We start from the raw sequence: 17,784 nt of genomic DNA on the forward strand, positions 1-17,784 counted from the left end.
CACCGTGAACCTGCCCCTCCCGACCGCCCGCCGCCGCCTGCTGGCTGCCGCCCTTGCCGTGGCTGCCTGCGGCGTGACCACCGCCCACGCTCAGGACAAGTACCCCAGCCGGCCCATCCGCCTGGTCGTGCCCTTCGCCACCGCCGGCGTCACCGACACCAGCGCCCGCATCGTGGCCGAGAAGCTCAGCCACGAACTGGGCCAGCAGGTGGTGGTGGACAACAAGCCCGGCGCGGCGGGCAACATCGGCACCCAGATGGTGGCCAATGCCGAACCGGACGGCTACACCCTGCTGCTGGCCTACGACGGCACGCTGGTGATCAACCCCAGCGTGTACGCCAAGGTGCCCTTCGACCCGGTCAAGGACTTCGCCCCGATCGGCAAGATCGGCGACGCCGTCCTGATCGTGGTGGTCAATCCCAAGGTCCAGGCCACCAACCTGGCCGAGCTGCAGGCGGTGGCCAAGGCCACGCCCGGCGGCCTCTCCTACGGCAGCGCCGGCACCGGCGCCACCACGCACATCGCGGGCGAGATGCTGAAGCAGCGCACCGGCATTCCCCTCGTCCACGTGCCCTACAAGGGCGGCGGCCAGGCCATGGGCGACGTGGTGAGCGGCGTCCTGCCGATGAACTTCACGGCCGTGGCGGGCGCCATGCCCTTCATCCAGAGCAAGCAGCTGCGCCCGATCGCCGTGGCCTCGCGCCAGCGCGTGGCCTCGCTGCCGAACGTGCCCACGTTCATCGAATCGGGCCTGAAGGACTTCGAGATCAACTCCTGGGTCGGTCTGGCGGCGCCGGCCCGCACGCCGGCGCCGGTGATCGCCCGGCTCAACCAGGCCCTGAACAAGGTGCTGGGCACGCCGGAAATGCGCGAGCGCCTGGCCAAGCTGGGCATCGTGGCGCAGCCCAACACGCCCGCGGCCTTCGGCGAGGAGATCGTGCGCGACCTGGCGAAGAACAAGGCCATCGTGAAGGCCGCCGACATCCGGATCGACTGACCCGCCTCGATGACGACGCTGTTCGACAAGATCTGGGCCGCCCACGCGGTGGCCCGCAACGAAGCCGGCGATGACCTGGTCTACATCGACCGGCACCTGGTGCAGGAGGTGTCGAGCCCGCAGGCCTTCGCCAGCATGAAGGCCTCCGGGCATGGCCTGCGCTCGTCCGCCCGCCACATCGCGGTGCAGGACCACAACGTGCCGACCAGCGCCGACCGGCTGGTGAACATCCCCAACGCGGAGAGCGCCGAGCAGATCGCCACCTTGCGCCGCAACACGCAGGCCACCGGCATGCGCCTGCTGGACCTGGACGACCCGCTGCAGGGCATCGTGCACGTGATCGCTCCGGAACTGGGCTTCGTGCTGCCGGGCAGCACCGTCGTCTGCGGCGATTCGCACAGTGCCACGCTGGGCGCCATGGGCGCGCTGGCGTGGGGGATCGGCACCTCCGAAGTCGCCCACGTGATGAGCACCCAGGGCCTGTGGATGCGCAAGCCGCGCACCCTGGGCATCGAGGTGTCCGGCGCGCTGGGCCCGGGCGTCTACGCCAAGGACCTGGCGCTGGCCCTGATCCACCACATCGGCACCAGCGGCGGCGTCGGCCACGGCATCGAGTACTTCGGCCCCGCGGTCGCGGCGCTCTCCATGGAAGCGCGGCTGACGCTGTGCAACATGACGATCGAGGCCGGCTCCCGCTTCGGCCTGGTGGCGCCCGACGCCACCACCCTCGCCTACCTGCGCGAGCGGGTCCAGGGCCCGGCCCGCGAGCATTTCGAGCGCGCTGCCCAGGCCTGGGCCACGCTGCGAACCGACGCCGCGACCGATTTCGACCGCCTCGTGCGGTTCGACGCCGCCACGGTCACCCCGCGCGTCACCTGGGGCACGACCCCCGCCGACAGCGCCGCCTTCAGCGGCCGGGTGGGCGACGGCACGACGCCGGCCGATGCGGCCGAACGCAGCCGGATCGAGAAGAGCCTGGCCTACATGGGCCTGCAGCCCGGGCAGGCGCTGTCGTCGGTGCCCATCGACGTGGCCTTCATCGGCTCCTGCACCAACGGCCGCCTCGAGGACCTGCGTGCCGCCGCCGCAGTCGCCCGCGGCCGCCGCGTCGCGGCCGGCGTGCGCGCCCTGGTGGTGCCGGGCTCGGGCAGCGTCAAGCGCGCGGCGGAAGCCGAGGGGCTGGCACAGGTCTTCGTGGATGCCGGCTTCGAATGGCGCGAGCCCGGCTGCTCGATGTGCATCGGCATGAACGGCGACAGCCTGGCGCCCGGCCAGCGCTGCGCGTCCACCTCCAACCGCAATTTCGAGAACCGGCAGGGCCAGGGCGGACGCACCCACCTCATGAGCCCGGCCGCCGCGGCCGCCTCCGCCCTGCGCGGCACGCTGACCGATCCCCGGGAGTTCCTGTCATGAAGGCCGTCACCGCCCAGGTGTCCGGGCGCGCGGCCCTCATGCAGCGCGACGACATCGACACCGACGCCATCTTCCCCGGCCGCTTCCTGCGCCTCGTGCAGCGGGACGGCATGGGCGTGCACCTGTTCGCCGACTGGCGCGCCGAAGGCCGGCCCGAGGTCGGCTTCATGCAGCGCCCGGAGCCGGCGCGCCTCATCGTGGGTGCGCAGAACTTCGGTTGCGGCTCCTCGCGCGAGCATGCCGTGTGGGCCCTGGCCGACTACGGCGTGCAGGCGGTCTTGGCCCTGTCCTTCGGCGACATCTTCCGCAACAACTGCGTGAAGAATAGCGTGGTGGCCGCCACCGTCACGCCGGCCGACCATGCCACGCTGCTGCAGGCGCTCGCCGCGGCGCCCGAGGGCGTGCTGCGCCTGGACGTCGCCACGCGCTGCCTGCACCTGCCCGACGGCCGCCAGCTGCCCGTGACGCTGGCCGAGGGCCATGCCGAACAGCTGCTGTCCTCCGAGGACGAAGTGGACCGCACCCTGCGCCACGACGCCGCGCTGCGCGCGTACGAAGAGCGCGTGCGCCAGCAGCAGCCCTGGCTCGCCTCCATCGCCTGATCCCCTTTCCAGAATCCACCGAAAGCCCGCAATGGCCAATCCCATCCTCCGTCAGAAGCTCGCCGCCGGCGAATTCCTCGTCATCCCCGGTGTGCAGGACATGATCGCCACCGTCATGACCAACAAGGTCGGCTTCGACATCGTCTACGGCACCGGCTACTGGCTCACCGCCTCCGCGCTGGGCCTGCCCGACGCCGGCATCGCCACCTACACCCAGATGGTCGACCGCATGCGCACGGTGGTGCGCACCAGCAGTGCGGCCCTGATCGCCGACGCCGACACCGGCTACGGCGGCCTGCTGAACGTGCACCACACCGTGCGCGGCTACGAGGAAGCCGGCGTGACCGCCATCCAGATCGAGGACCAGGAGTTCCCCAAGAAGTGCGGCCACACGCCCTACAAGCGCTGCGTGCCGACCGAGGACATGGTGGAGAAGATCAAGGTCGCCGCCGAGGCCCGCGAGGACAAGGAGAACTTCCTGATCATCGCCCGCACCGACGCCCGCGCCAGCCTGGGCGTGGACGAGGCGATGCGCCGCATGGAGGCCTACGCGAAGGCCGGCGCCGACATCCTGTTCTTCGAGGCGCCGCAATCCGAGGAGGAGATGCGCCGCGCCTGCGAGGCCTTCGACAAGCCCATGCTGGCCAACATGGCCGACGGCGGCAAGACGCCCATCCTGCCGGCCAAGGTGCTGCAGGAGATCGGTTATGCGCTGGCGATCTATCCCTCGATGACCAGCCTGGTGGCCGCGGCCGCCATGGAAAAGGCGCTGCGCACGCTGAAGGAGCAGGGCGTGAGCCAGGCCCCCGGCATCGACATGTTCGACTTCGGCGAGTTCTGCAAGCTGATCGGCTTCCAGGAAGTCTGGGACTTCGAGAAGCGCTGGGCCCGCTGAAGAAAGGAGGCCGGACATGAAGACGCGCGCAGCCGTCCTCGGCGCCATGGGCGCCGCCCGTCCGTACGCGACGAGCCGTCCCTTGCGCATCGAGGAGGTCGACCTGGCCCCGCCGGGGCCGGGCGAGGTGCTCATTCGCATCGCGGCCGCCGGCCTGTGCCATTCGGACCTCTCGGTGATCAACGGCGACCGGCCGCGGCCCATGCCGATGGCCCTGGGCCACGAGGCCTCGGCGGTCGTGGTCGAGACCGGCGCCGGCGTGGCGGACCTGCACGCGGGTGACCACGTGGTGGTGATCTTCATGCCCAGTTGCGGCCATTGCCTGCCCTGCGCCGAAGGCCGTCCCGCCCTGTGCGAGCCGGGCGCGGCCGCCAACGGCGCGGGCACCCTGCTGTCCGGCGCGCGGCGCATCTCTCACGTGGGCCACGCGATCAATCACCACCTGGGCTGCTCGGTGTTCGCCGAACACGCGGTGGTCTCGCGCCATTCGCTGGTGCGCATAGCCCGCGACATCCCCCTGGTGGAAGCCGCCCTCTTCGGCTGCGCCGTGCTGACCGGCGTGGGCGCCGTCATCAACACCGCGCGGGTGCCGGCTGGCGCCTCGGTGGCGGTGGTCGGCCTCGGCGGCGTCGGCCTGGCGGCCCTGCTCGGTGCCCATGCCGCGGGCGCGCGGCAGATCGTGGCCATCGACCTGTCGGACGACAAGCTCGCCCATGCGCGCAAGCTGGGCGCCACCCACACGATCAACGCCAGCCTGCCCGATGCGCGCGAGCAGGTGCGCGCGCTCTCCGGCGGCGGCGTCGAATACGCCTTCGAATTCGCCGGCTCGGTGCGGGCGCTCGAACTGGCCTACGGCATCACCGCGCGCGGCGGCACCACGGTCACCGCCGGACTGCCGCCCGCCAGCGCGATGCTGCCGGTGCCGGCCGTCAGCCTGGTCGCGGAGGAGCGCACGCTCAAGGGCAGCTACATCGGCACCTGCGTGCCGGCGCGCGACATCCCGCGCTACCTCAGCCTCTGGCGCCAGGGCCGGCTGCCGGTCGACCAGTTGCTCACCGGCACGCTGCGGCTGGACCAGATCAACGAGGCCTTCGATCAGCTGCACGAGGGCAAGGCCATCCGGCAGGTGGTGGTCTTCGACCAGACGTCGTGACCATCAGCGCGGCCCGGGATGCGCCCACCGGCGGCGCGGGCACCCTGCGCGCCATCGCCGGGCACCTGGGGCTGTCGGTCTCCACCGTCTCGCGCGCGCTCTCGGGCCACCCGGCCATCAGCGCGCGCACCCGCGAAGCGGTGATCGCGGCCGCCACGCAGGTGGGCTACCGCTTCCCGGCCCAGGGCCGTGGCCGCGTGGGCGGCACCCGCATGGTGGGCGTGGTGGTGGGCGCGCTGCACAACACCTTCATGACGCTGCTGCTGCAGCACCTGCACGACGCCCTGCAGGGCGCCGGCTACCAGGTCGTGCTGCTGATCGATCCCATGACCGACCCCGAGCGGCTGCTGGCGTTCCGGCCGCTGATCGAGAGCTATCTCGACGGCCTGATCTTCGCGACCGCGACGCTGGACTCCCCCATCGTCGGCGAAGTCCGCCGCCGCGGCATTCCGACCGTGCTGGTGGTGCGCAGCGTGGAGGACGTCGGCGTGGACACCGTGGAGGTGGACAACTTCCGGGCCGGCGAGGAAGCGGTGCGCCACCTGCTCGCGCTGGGCCATCGCCGCCTCGGCTTCATCATGGGGCCGGAGAACACCTCCACCAGCCGCAACCGCGTGGCCGGCGCGCTGCGGGCCCTGCAGCAGGCTGGCCTGGACCCCGGGACGGCGCAGCTGGTGTGGGGCGAGTACACGGCCGAAATGGGCTATTCCAAGGCGATGGCCCTGATGGCCGTGCCGCAGCCCGTCACGGCCGTCGTGGCCGGCAACGACACCATCGCGCTGGGCGTGCTCGAGGCCGCCCGCGCCTGCGGCCGCGCGGTGCCGCAGGAACTGTCGGTGATCGGCTTCGACGACATGCCGCTGGCGGGTTCTCCCATCGTGGGCCTGACGTCCATTCGCCAGCCCGTGGAGGCCATGGCGCGCACCGCGGCGCGGCGCCTGCTCGATCGCATGCGCCCCGGCCAGGCCATCAGCCCGGCTTCGCACGACGTGCTGCCGATCGAGCTCATACGCCGGGGCACCACGGGCCCGGCCCGCGCGTGACGCTGCCGGCGCCAGGGAACGACCCTAGCGTTTGCGCAAGCGTTGCATCCGCATTTCACCGACAGTGGATCCCATGCAAGGAACCAGGATGCCCGCTCTTTCCAACTCTCCTCTGAAGCGCAACGTCTGCGCCATGGCCGTCGCCAGCCTGTGCGCGCTCGCCGCACCCTCGCACGCCGAAGCGCAGCCCGCGTGGAAGCCCACCCGCCCCGTCACCATCGTCGTGCCCTACGTGCCCGGCGGCGGAACCGACACCACGGCCCGCGCCACCGCCAGGCTCCTGGGTGAACTCTGGGGCCAGCCGGTGGTGGTGGAGAACCTGCCCGGCGCCGACGGCCTCATCGGCGGGCGGCGCGTGATCGAGGCCCGCGCGGACGGCCACACGCTGCTGCTGCAGACCCCGGCCATCGTGCTCACCAAGCACGCGCCCTCGTTCAAGGGACCCGATCCGCTGGCGCGACTGCTGCCGGTGACGAACATCGCGCAGTCGCCGGGCGTCATCGTGGCCAATGCGAAGATCCCGGCGAGCACGCTGCCGGAGCTGGTCGCCTGGTGCAAGAGCGCAGCGACGCCCTGCTCCATGGGCACCGGCGAGAACGTCGCCAAGCTGTTCGGCCGGCAGTTGCAGGCCGAGGTGCTGCCCAACCTCATCGTCGTCAACTACAAGGGCACCTCGGCGATCATCACCGACATGATCGCCAACAACGTGAACTTCGCCGTGACCGGCATCACCTCCGCCCTGCCGCACCAGAAGGCCGGCACGCTGAAGGTGCTCGCGAGCCAGGGCAGCAAGCGCCACAGCGCCGCGCCCGACGTGCGCACGGTGGGCGAGACCGGCATGGCGCAGTACGAGTACACCACCTGGTTCGGCCTGTTCGCGCCCAACGAGACGCCGCCCGCGGTGGCCAAGGGCATCTACGCCGCGGTGCAGGAAGTCATGCGCAATCCCGAACTGCAGAAGGCCATCGCGGCGGCCGGCGCGACTCCGCTCGTCAACACGCCCGAGGAATTCGCCGAGCAGGTTCGCAAGGAAGACGAACGCTTCACCAGCCTGGCACGCCGCTTCCCGCTCGACTGAGCCCGGGCGCACGCGGCGCGGTTCAGGATGCGCGATCCCGAATGTCGGGCTACCCGTGGCAATGATGACCCGTTCAGGGGGTAAGGCTATCCGAGGCCTTCCAGAAGGCCCGCCTCCCAATGAAAAACGCCCCGCGAGGGGCGTCTTCATTTGTTTGCTGGCGGAGAGGGCGGGATTCGAACCCGCGGAGGGCTATTAACCCTCACACGCTTTCCAGGCGTGCGACTTAAACCGCTCATCCACCTCTCCAGCAGAGCCCGCGATTGTAGCAGGCGCGCTCACCCCGTCACGCCCCTCAGGCCGTCGCTGCGACCTTGCCGCGCGCCTCGTCCGGATCGGCGAGCATCGTCAGCAGCAGGTTCACGTCGGCGGGCTTGACCATGTGGAAGTCGAAGCCGGCCTGGGCCGAACGCGAGCGGCTCTCGGCCTCGCCGTAGCCCGTCAGCGCGATCAGCAGCGCATCCTGGCACTCGGGCAGGTTGCGCAGGCCGTGGGCGACCTCGAAGCCGTTCATGCCCGGCAGGCCGATGTCCAGCAGCACCACGTTGGGCTTGAACTCGCGCGCGATCTCGAGCGCGGCCTGCCCTTCGTGCGCCACGCGCACCTCGAAGCCTTCCATCTCCAGCAGCGTCATCAGCGTCTCCGCCGAGGCGGCCAGGTCGTCGACCACGAGGATGCGCGAAACGACGGTGCGGCCGGGGACGGGCTTGTGCGAGACCGAGGGCAGCGGCTGCGCCGGCTCGGTGGCAGGCCGCGCGGGCAAGGCCAGGCACACCTGCGCGCCCTTCCCCAGCCCTTCGCTCATGGCCCACACCCGGCCGCCATGCAGTTCGACCAGGTGCTTCACCAGCGTGAGGCCGATGCCCAGGCCGCCCTGCGAGCGGTCCAGCGACTGGTCTGCCTGGGCGAACAGCTCGAACATGTGCGGCAGGAACTCCGGCGCGATCCCGGCGCCCTCGTCCTTCACGGCGATCTGCAGTTCGCCCTCCTCGAAGCTCGCCTCCAGCCGGATGCGGCTCTTCACCGGTGAGAACTTGCTGGCGTTGTTGATCAGGTTCGACAGCACCTGCGACAGCCGCACGGCGTCGCCGTCGACCTCGATCGCATCCTGGGGCAGCAGGACGTCGAGGACCTGTTCGCGCTGGCCCACGCGCGGCGCGCTGGCTTCGACCGAGCGCTCGACCAGCGTGGCCAGCTGCAGCTTCTCGGGCTTGACCGTCACCTTGCCCTGCACGATGCGCGAGACGTCCAGCAGGTCGTCGATCAGGCGCGTCATGTGGTCGGCCTGGCGGCCGATCACGTCGCGGGCCCACGCCAGCTTGGGCGGCAGCGACTCCGCCGTCGCCAGGATGTGCACCGCATTGCGGATCGGCGCCAGCGGGTTGCGCAGTTCGTGCGCCAGCATGGCCAGGAACTCGTTCTTGCGGCGGTCGGCCTCCTGCACCGCGGAGTACAGGCGCGCGTTCTCCATCGCGATGGAGGCGCGGCTGGCGAATTCGCGGATCAGCGAGACATGGCCCGAATCGAACTTGGCGGACTCCCCCAGCAGCGCGATGGCGCCGCGGATCTCGTCGCCCGCCGTCAGCGGGCAGATCGCCGCCGCCCTCCCCTCCTTCTTCCACAGCCGGAACTGCTTGTCGCGGATCACCTGGTCGGCGGCGGCACGCAGTTCGGGCGTGAACACTTCCGGGTCGTCGGCGCGCGGCGCCGGATGCATTTCCAGCCGGCGCACCCCGCCATCCTTGTCGGGGATGCCGAGGATGGCGCGGTCGCCCAGCATCGGCACCGACAGCGTCAGGATCGCCGCGATCGTGTCGTCGATGTTCAGCGAGCGCGAGAGCACCTGGCTCGCCTCGGCGAGGTAGTCGGCGCGGTGGATCGCCTCCTCCGCCGCGGTGCGGGCGGCTTCAGAGCGGGCCAGTTCCTCGCGCTGCGCCGCCTGCTTCTGCAGCTGGCGGTTCATGCGGAACAGCTCCACGAACACGCGCACCTTGGAGCGCAGCACCTCCGGCACCACCGGCGACGGGATGTAGTCGACCGCGCCCAGCGCATAGCCGCGCCGGGCCTGCAGTTCATCGACGTAGGCGGTGATGAAGACGATCGGCGTCTGGGCCGACTTCTTGTACTGGCGGATCAGGCCGGCCGTCTCGAGCCCGTCGATGTCGGGCATGTTGACGTCCAGCAGGATGACCGCGAACTCCATGTCCAGGATGTACTTCAGCGCCTCCTGCCCGGACCGGGCACTCACGATGTTCTGATCGAGCTCCTCGAGGATCGTGCGGAAGACGATGTGCTTTTCCGGCAGGTCGTCCACCACCAGGATGTTGACCTTGTCCGAGGCTTCCTGCGGATGCGCAGCGTTCGTCGTCACCGAAAACTTCCTCATCGGTCCGGGGACGGGGCAGGCATGGCCGCGCCCTGTCCCCAGGGTGGTTGCTTCATCACTGCTGCAGCCAGGCGCGCAGGACGGCGAGAAGGTCCGGCGTGTTCACCGGCTTGGCCAGGTAGTCCCAGGCACCCGCCTCGATGCATTTCTCGCGGTCGCCCTTCATCGCCTTGGCGGTCACTGCGATCATAGGCAGATTGCGGCCTTGCGGGAGCTTGCGGATCTCCTTCATGGTGGCCATGCCGTCCATCTCCGGCATCATGATGTCCATCAGGACCACCTGGATGCCCGGGTCGTTGGCCACGCGGTTGATCGCTTCCCGGCCGTTGTCGGCCCACACGATGTCCATGCCGTGCTCTTCCAGCACGGTGGCCAGCGCGAAGATGTTGCGCATGTCGTCGTCCACGATGAGCACGCGCTTGCCGGCCAGCGGCTTGGCGGATTCGTAGACGTTGTCGATCACGTTGCGCTTCACCTCGGGCAGCCGCGCCAGGCTCTTGTGCAGCGCGATCAGCGCGGCGTCGAACAGCCGCGCCTCGCCGCTCACCTCCTGCACCGTCAGGCTCTCATCCGAGTGCCAGGCGTGCCGCACGCCGCTTTCCCCGCGGTACAGGATCAGCGGCATCGGGCCGAGGCTGGCCTGCGCCGCGATGGCGCGCCGCAGGTCGCGCGGGTCGGCACCGGCGAAGCCGTCTTCCAGCACCACGGCATCGAAGCGCGCGTCGTCCAGCGCCTGCAGCAGCTGCTGCGCGCTGGCGACCACCGTCACGTCGATCTGCTCGCCCTCGATCTGCGCCAGCAGTTCGTTGCGCACGTCCTGGTCGTCCAGCGCCACCAGCAGGGCTTTCTCGCTGCGCGCCACGTAGGCGTGCAGCTTCTCGAGGATCGAGTCCAGCACTTCCTTGGAGCGGATCGGCTTTTCCAGGAAGGCCAGCGCGCCGGACTTGAACGCGCGGTCCTTGCTGTCGTCGGTGGAGATCACGCAGACCGGCACGTGGCGCAGCGACAGGTCGTGCTTGATGCGATCGAGCACGCGCCAGCCCGCCATGTCGGGCAGGTGCATGTCCAGCGTCACCGCCGAAGGCTTGTGGTGGTTGGCCAGCGTCAGGGCGCCGGCGCCGACGGTGGTGACCAGGCCCTTGAAGCCCTTGGCGCGCGCCGCATCCAGCAGGAAGCGTGCGAACGCGAGGTCGTTCTCCACGATCAGCAGCACCTGGTCGCCCTGGTGGATGGAGTCGCGATCGTCGTTGGCCACGTTGTCGGCGGCCAGCACCTCCTCGGGCTCGGCCGGCACTTCCACGACGTCGGGCTGCAGTTCCTCCGCCGGCGGCGCGGGCCGCGCGTTCTGCGGCTGCGCCGCGGGCAGGCGCTTGGGCACCGGCGTGATCGTCGTGTCGCCGCGGAAGTCGGTGGTCAGGCGCCGCGCCGTGCGCGTGGCCATGTAGACCAGCGGCAGGTACAGCGTGAAGGTGGAGCCCTGGCCGGGCACCGACACGAGCCGGATCTCGCCCCCGAGCAGCTTCGACAGCTCACGGCTGATCGCCAGGCCCAGGCCGGTGCCGCCGTACTTGCGGCTGGTGGAGCCGTCGGCCTGCTGGAAGGCCTCGAAGATGATCTGCTGCTTGTCCGGCGAGATGCCGATGCCGGTATCGGACACCGAGAAGGCCAGCACCTGCTGCGCCCGGTTCAGGTCGTCGTTGTCGCCGCTCCAGCCGGCGAAGACTTCCTCGACGGTCAGCGTGACGTGGCCCTGGTGGGTGAACTTGAAGGCGTTGGACAGCAGGTTCTTCAGGATCTGCTGCAGGCGCTTGGCGTCCGTGACCATCGAACCGGGCAGGTTCAGGCCGGTGCGGACCGTGAAGTCCACGTTCTTCGCCTCCGCCACGTGGCGGAAGGTGCGCTCCACGTACAGCTGCAGGTCGGACAGGCGCAGCTCGTTGACGTCGACCACCACCGTGCCGGACTCGATCTTGGACAGGTCCAGGATGTCGTTGATCAGCATCAGCAGGTCGTTGCCGGACGAGTGGATCGTCTTGGCGAACTCCACCTGCTTGGGCGTGAGGTTGCCCTCCGGGTTCTTGCACAGCTGGTCGGACAGGATCAGCAGCGAGTTCAGCGGCGTGCGCAGCTCGTGCGACATGTTGGCCAGGAACTCGGACTTGTACTTGGAGGTCAGCGCGAGCTGCTTGGCCTTTTCCTCCAGGGCCTGGCGCGCCTGTTCCACTTCCGCGTTCTTGCGCTCCACCTCCTGGTTCTGGTGCGCCAGCAGGCGGGCCTTTTCCTGCAGCTCCTCGTTGGTCTGCTGCAGTTCTTCCTGGCGGGACTGGAGCTCCTGGGCCAGCGACTGGGACTGCGCCAGCAGGTCCTCGGTCCGCATGTTGGCCTCGATCGTGTTGATCACGATGCCGATCGATTCCGTCAGCTGGTCGAGGAAGGCCTGGTGGGTCGGGTTGAAGCGCTCGACGCTGGCCAGTTCGATCACGCCGCGCACCTGGCCTTCGAAGATGATCGGCAGCACCAGCACGTTCAGCGGCGTCGTCTCCGTCAGGCCGGAGGCGATCTTCAGCGCCTCGGGGAAGCTGGAAGTCAGCAGGATCTTCTTCTTGTCGAAGGCGCACTGGCCGACCAGGCCCTGCCCCAGGTCGACTTCCTTGCCGTAGGCGCCGTGGCCTTCGGACGCATAGGACGCCATCAGGCGCAGCTTCGGTTGCTCGTGCGTGTAGCGCAGCACGTAGAACTCCGCCTGCTGCGCGCCCACCACGGGGGCCAGCTCGGACAGGATCAGGTGGCCCACCGCGACCAGGTCGCGCTGGCCCTGCAGCATCCGCGAGAACTTGGCCAGGTTGGTCTTGAGCCAGTCCTGCTCGGTGTTGACCTGCGTGGTGTCGCGCAGGTTGCGGATCATCTCGTTGATCGTGTCCTTCAGCGCCGCCACCTCGCCTTGCGCTTCCACGGTGATGGACCGCGTCAGGTCACCCTGCGTCACGGCGGTCGCCACTTCGGCAATGGCGCGCACCTGGGTGGTGAGGTTGGCGGCCAGCTGGTTCACGTTCTCCGTCAGGCCCTTCCAGGTGCCCGCCGCGCCCGGCACCTTGGCCTGGCCGCCCAGCTTGCCTTCCACGCCCACTTCGCGCGCCACCGTGGTCACCTGGTCGGCGAAGGTGGCGAGCGTGTCCGTCATGGAGTTGATCGTGTCGGCCAGCGAGGCGATCTCGCCCTTGGCTTCCACGGTCAGCTTCTGTTCGAGGTCGCCGTTGGCCACCGCCGTCACCACCTTGGCGATGCCGCGCACCTGGGAGGTGAGGTTGCCGGCCATGAAGTTCACGTTGTCCGTGAGGTCCTTCCAGGTGCCGCCCACGCCCTGCACGTAGGCCTGGCCGCCCAGCTTGCCTTCCGTGCCCACTTCGCGGGCCACGCGCGTGACTTCGGAGGCGAAGGAGGACAGCTGGTCCACCATCGTGTTGATGGTGTTCTTCAGCTCCAGGATCTCGCCCTTCACGTCCACGGTGATCTTCTTCGAGAGGTCACCGGCCGCCACGGCCTTGGTCACGTCCGCGATGTTGCGCACCTGCGAGGTCAGGTTGCCGGCCATGAAGTTCACGTTGTCCGTGAGGTCCTTCCAGGTGCCGGCCACCCCCTGCACGTAGGCCTGGCCGCCCAGCTTGCCCTCGGTACCCACTTCGCGCGCCACGCGGGTCACTTCCGAGGCGAAGCTCCGTAGCTGGTCCACCATCGTGTTGATGGTGTTCTTCAGCTCCAGGATTTCGCCCTTCACGTCCACCGTGATCTTCTTCGAGAGGTCACCGGCCGCCACGGCGGTCGTCACCTCCGCGATGTTCCGCACCTGCGCAGTGAGGTTGCCGGCCATCGAGTTCACGGAGTCGGTCAGGTCCTTCCAGGTACCGGCCACGCCCTGCACGTCGGCCTGGCCCCCCAGCTTGCCCTCGGTACCCACTTCGCGCGCCACCCGCGTCACTTCCGAAGCGAAGGATCGCAACTGGTCCACCATCGTGTTGATGGTGTTCTTCAGCTCCAGGATCTCGCCCTTCACGTCCACCGTGATCTTCTTCGAGAGGTCACCGGCCGCCACGGCCTTGGTCACGTCCGCGATGTTGCGCACCTGCGAAGTCAGGTTGCCGGCCATGAAGTTCACGTTGTCCGTGAGGTCCTTCCAGGTGCCGGCCACGCCCTGCACGTCGGCCTGGCCCCCCAGCTTGCCTTCCGTACCCACCTCGCGCGCCACCCGCGTCACTTCGGAAGCGAACGAACGCAGCTGGTCCACCATCGTGTTGATGGTGTTCTTCAGCTCCAGGATCTCGCCCTTCACGTCCACCGTGATCTTCTTGGTCAGGTCACCGGCGGCCACCGCCTTCGTCACGTCGGCGATGTTGCGCACCTGCGCCGTGAGGTTGCCGGCCATGGAGTTCACGGAGTCCGTGAGGTCCTTCCAGGTGCCGGCCACGCCCTGCACGTCGGCCTGGCCGCCCAGCTTGCCCTCGTTACCCACTTCCCGGGCCACCCGAGTGACTTCGGAGGCGAAGGAGGAGAGCTGGTCCACCATCGTGTTGATGGTGTTCTTCAGCTCCAGGATCTCGCCCTTCACGTCCACCGTGATCTTCTTGGACAGGTCACCCGCGGCCACGGCCTTCGTCACGTCCGCGATGTTGCGCACCTGCGAAGTCAGGTTGCCGGCCATGAAGTTCACCGACTCGGTCAGGTCCTTCCAGGTGCCGGCCACGCCCTGCACGTCGGCCTGCCCGCCCAGCTTGCCTTCGGTGCCCACTTCGCGGGCCACCCGCGTCACTTCGGAGGCGAAGGAGGAGAGCTGGTCCACCATCGTGTTGATGGTGTTCTTCAGCTCCAGGATCTCGCCCTTCACGTCCACGGTGATCTTCTTGGACAGGTCACCGGCCGCCACGGCCGTCGTCACTTCCGCGATGTTCCGCACCTGCGCGGTGAGGTTGCCGGCCATCGAGTTCACGGAGTCGGTCAGGTCCTTCCAGGTGCCGGCCACGCCCTGCACGTCGGCCTGGCCGCCCAGCTTGCCCTCGGTACCCACTTCGCGCGCCACGCGCGTCACTTCCGAAGCGAAGGATCGCAGCTGGTCCACCATCGTGTTGATGGTGTTCTTCAGCTCCAGGATCTCGCCCTTCACGTCCACCGTGATCTTCTTCGAGAGGTCACCGGCGGCCACGGCCTTCGTCACGTCCGCGATGTTGCGCACCTGGGCAGTCAGGTTGCCGGCCATCGAGTTCACCGAGTCGGTCAGGTCCTTCCAGGTGCCGGCCACGCCCTGCACGTCGGCCTGGCCCCCCAGCTTGCCCTCGGTACCCACTTCGCGCGCCACCCGCGTCACTTCCGAGGCGAAGGATCGCAGCTGGTCCACCATGGTGTTGATGGTGTTCTTCAGCTCCAGGATCTCGCCCTTGACGTCCACGGTGATCTTCTTGGAGAGGTCACCGGCCGCCACCGCCTTCGTCACGTCCGCGATGTTGCGCACCTGCGAAGTCAGGTTGCCGGCCATGAAGTTCACCGACTCGGTCAGGTCCTTCCAGGTGCCGGCCACGCCCTGCACGTCGGCCTGGCCCCCCAGCTTGCCTTCGGTACCCACTTCGCGCGCCACGCGCGTCACTTCGGAAGCGAACGAACGCAGCTGGTCCACCATCGTGTTGATGGTGTTCTTCAGCTCCAGGATCTCGCCCTTCACGTCCACGGTGATCTTCTTCGAGAGGTCACCGGCCGCCACGGCCTTGGTCACCTCCGCGATGTTGCGCACCTGCGCCGTGAGGTTGCCGGCCATGGAGTTCACGGAGTCCGTGAGGTCCTTCCACGTGCCCGCCACGCCCTGCACCTCGGCCTGGCCGCCCAGCTTGCCCTCGGTACCCACCTCGCGCGCCACGCGCGTCACTTCGGCGGAGAAGGTGCCCAGCTGCTGCACCATCTTGTTGATGGTCATGGCGGTGCGCAGGAATTCGCCTTCCAGCGCGCGGCCGTCGGCCTCCAGGGCCATGGACTTGGAGAGGTCGCCCTGCGCCACCGCGCCGATCACCCGCGCCACTTCGGAGGTCGGGTGCACCAGGTCGGAAATGAGCGAGTTGATCGATTCGGCGGAGTCGCGCCAGAAGCCGCCGGCCGCGGGCATGGCCGCGCGTTCCTTCAGCTTGCCTTCCTTGCCGACCACGCGCGACAGGCGGGCCAGCTCCTGGGACATGCGCACGTTCTCGGAGACCACGTCGTTGAACGCGTCGGCGACCTTGCCGAACAGGCCCGTCCAGTCGTGCGGCAGTTCGGCCTCGACGTTGCCCTTCTTCAATTCGGTCAGGGATCCGAGCAGCGTGCGGGTGCGCTCGGCGGACAGCTCCACTTCGTCCAGCAGCTGGTTGACGCCAGCGATGTTGTCCTGCCAGAAGCCCGTGAGCTTGTCGTCGGTCACGCGGCGACCGGCACGCGAGCCGCTGTGGGGGCCGCCGGCGACCGCCTTGAGCCGGTGGCTGCTGCGCGCGGTCTGCGATGAAAGCTCGTTGAATTCCGCCGCGATCTTGCCGAAGAGACCGTCCCACTCGGTGGGAAGGGAGACGCCCGGCTCGCCACGTCGGAAGGCGGACAACGCCTTCAACACCAGCCTCAGGTCCCCGTCTCGATTCTCAGCAGTCGGCGGTTTCGCCAGAACTTCCATGTGATCCCCCAAAGGTAAGCAACTGTTGGCGCGCCAACAGACCTTGGGAGGGTAGCGCCTCCACAGAAAGCCTTCAACGCGACAGGAAAGGTCAACCCTGCGCAAACCCAATGCTGGCAAGGCTTGTAGGATACGGCCGACATGAAAAGAACCCTGGGGCCTACAGGACTGAAGCGCCCGCGCGACGCCCTCGCATCGATGGCGTTAGACGCGCCAAGCGCCGTCGGACGCGCATTGCGCGAAACATCGTCTTACCTTGCATCAGCAGAATCCGTCGTCGGGAGGCGCGCGCGCGAAGTTCTCGAAAGTTTTCTTCGAGGGGCGGCCACGCCGGCAACCGTCGAAGGGACATGAAAAAAGGCCGCCCGGGGAGAGCGGCCTTTCGCGCGGGGTGCGCAGCGCTTATTGCACCGCGGCCTTCTTGCCGTCCTTGTACGTGTACAGGGTCGTCGCGGCGTTCTTCAGCTCGCCGTTCGGCTCGAACACGATATTGGCGGTGACGCCCTTGTAGTTCGTCTTCTGCAGGAACGGGATGTACTTCTTCGGGTCGATCGAGTTGGCGCGCTTCATCGCGTCGACCAGCACGAAGGTGGCGTCGTACGTGTACGGGCTGTAGATCTGGAACTGGCCCGGGTACTTCTGGTCGTAGCGCTGCTTCCAGGCCTTGCCGCCAGGCATCTTGTCCAGCGAGGCGCCGCCCTCGGCGCACACCACGTTGTCCAGCGTCTTGGCGCCGGCGGCCAGCTTGGCGATCTCCGCCGTGCAGATGCCGTCGCCGCCGAAGAACTTGGCCTTGGTCAGGCCCAGTTGCTCCATCTGGCGCAGCATCGGGCCGGCCTGGACGTCCATGCCGCCGTAGAAGATCGCGTCCGGGTTCTTGGACTTGATCGACGTCAGGATGGCCATGAAGTCGGTGGCCTTGTCGTTGGTGAACTGCGTGTCCACCACCTTCATGCCCTTGGATTCGGCGGTCTTCTTGAACACCTCGGCCACGCCCTGGCCGTAGGCCGTGCGGTCGTCGACGATCGCCACCGACTTCAGCTTCAGCTTGTCGGCCGCATACAGCGCCAGCGCCGCGCCCAGCGCGTTGTCGTTGGCGATGATGCGGTAGGTGGTGTTGTAGCCGGGCTTGGTGAGGTTCGGGTTGGTCGCCGCGCCCGTGACGTGCGGGATGCCGCAGTCGTTGTAGACCTTGGACGCGGGAATGGTGGTGCCCGAGTTCAGGTGGCCGACCACGCCGGCGACCTTCGCGTCGCACAGCTTCTGGGCCGCGGCCGTCCCCTGCTTCGGGTCGGCAGCGTCATCTTCCGCCTGGATCTCGAACCTGACCTTCTTGCCGCCGATCGTGACGCCCTGCTTGTTCAGGTCCTCGATGGCCATGCGGACGCCGTTCTCGTTGTCCTTCCCGTAGTGCGCCTGGCCGCCCGACATGGGCGCGACGTGACCGATCTTGACGACCTGTTCCTGCGCAGCCGCGATGCCGCATGCGGCAGCCAGTGCGACGGCGACCGTCAATCTCAGTTTGAATTGCATGGATACCT

General features: G+C 68.6%; 10 protein-coding genes and 1 tRNA gene. 7 read left to right on the plus strand and 4 right to left on the minus strand.

Annotated features, from left to right (window positions below):
• The first annotated feature begins 4 nt into the window (after window positions 1-4).
• The 7 genes from JI746_RS07690 to JI746_RS07720 all read left to right on the plus strand — a co-directional run bounded on the left by JI746_RS07690 (window position 5) and on the right by JI746_RS07720 (window position 7,181).
• Window positions 5-997 (plus strand): Bug family tripartite tricarboxylate transporter substrate binding protein, encoded by a 993-nt coding sequence (locus JI746_RS07690; protein ID WP_408004083.1) that lies wholly within the window; start codon window positions 5-7, stop codon window positions 995-997.
• A gap of 9 nt (window positions 998-1,006) precedes the next feature.
• Complete coding sequence (gene leuC, locus JI746_RS07695) at window positions 1,007-2,410, plus strand: 3-isopropylmalate dehydratase large subunit (protein WP_201688237.1); 1,404 nt, start codon at window positions 1,007-1,009, stop codon at window positions 2,408-2,410.
• On the plus strand, window positions 2,407-3,012 hold the full coding sequence (gene leuD / locus JI746_RS07700; RefSeq protein ID WP_201688238.1) for a 3-isopropylmalate dehydratase small subunit: 606 nt from the start codon (window positions 2,407-2,409) through the stop codon (window positions 3,010-3,012). Before leuC ends, leuD begins: the two co-directional genes overlap by 4 nt.
• A 31-nt stretch (window positions 3,013-3,043) precedes the next feature.
• Window positions 3,044-3,907: an isocitrate lyase/PEP mutase family protein gene (locus JI746_RS07705; protein ID WP_201688239.1), complete on the plus strand. Its 864-nt coding sequence runs from the start codon at window positions 3,044-3,046 to the stop codon at window positions 3,905-3,907.
• A gap of 16 nt (window positions 3,908-3,923) precedes the next feature.
• On the plus strand, window positions 3,924-5,060 hold the full coding sequence (locus JI746_RS07710) for a zinc-dependent alcohol dehydrogenase family protein (protein ID WP_201688240.1): 1,137 nt from the start codon (window positions 3,924-3,926) through the stop codon (window positions 5,058-5,060).
• Entirely contained in the window at window positions 5,057-6,103 is a 1,047-nt protein-coding gene (locus JI746_RS07715; protein ID WP_201688241.1) for a LacI family DNA-binding transcriptional regulator, read from the plus strand. The genes JI746_RS07710 and JI746_RS07715 overlap by 4 nt, the downstream gene beginning before the upstream one ends.
• An 88-nt stretch (window positions 6,104-6,191) precedes the next feature.
• Window positions 6,192-7,181 carry a Bug family tripartite tricarboxylate transporter substrate binding protein gene (locus tag JI746_RS07720; RefSeq protein WP_201688242.1) on the plus strand — a complete coding sequence of 330 codons (990 nt, stop codon included), beginning with the start codon at window positions 6,192-6,194 and terminating at the stop codon, window positions 7,179-7,181.
• 158 nt (window positions 7,182-7,339) lie between these two features.
• Here JI746_RS07720 and JI746_RS07725 read toward each other — a convergent pair.
• From JI746_RS07725 to JI746_RS07740, 4 genes are all read right to left on the minus strand, one after another.
• Window positions 7,340-7,430, minus strand: a tRNA-Ser gene (locus tag JI746_RS07725).
• A 46-nt stretch (window positions 7,431-7,476) separates the two neighbouring features.
• The gene (locus JI746_RS07730) at window positions 7,477-9,552 is read right to left on the minus strand and encodes a hybrid sensor histidine kinase/response regulator (protein WP_330892964.1); all 2,076 of its coding nucleotides are present in this window, start codon (window positions 9,550-9,552) and stop codon (window positions 7,477-7,479) included.
• Window positions 9,553-9,622: 70 nt separating this feature from the next.
• The gene (locus JI746_RS07735; RefSeq protein ID WP_456239075.1) at window positions 9,623-15,778 is read right to left on the minus strand and encodes a HAMP domain-containing protein; all 6,156 of its coding nucleotides are present in this window, start codon (window positions 15,776-15,778) and stop codon (window positions 9,623-9,625) included.
• An 867-nt stretch (window positions 15,779-16,645) separates the two neighbouring features.
• Window positions 16,646-17,776, minus strand: a complete 1,131-nt coding sequence (locus JI746_RS07740; RefSeq protein WP_201688245.1) for a branched-chain amino acid ABC transporter substrate-binding protein — start codon at window positions 17,774-17,776, stop codon at window positions 16,646-16,648.
• Window positions 17,777-17,784: the final 8 nt, after the last annotated feature.

Origin of the sequence: Ramlibacter alkalitolerans, from assembly GCF_016722765.1 — a bacterium.
Classification (GTDB): domain Bacteria; phylum Pseudomonadota; class Gammaproteobacteria; order Burkholderiales; family Burkholderiaceae_C; genus Ramlibacter; species Ramlibacter alkalitolerans.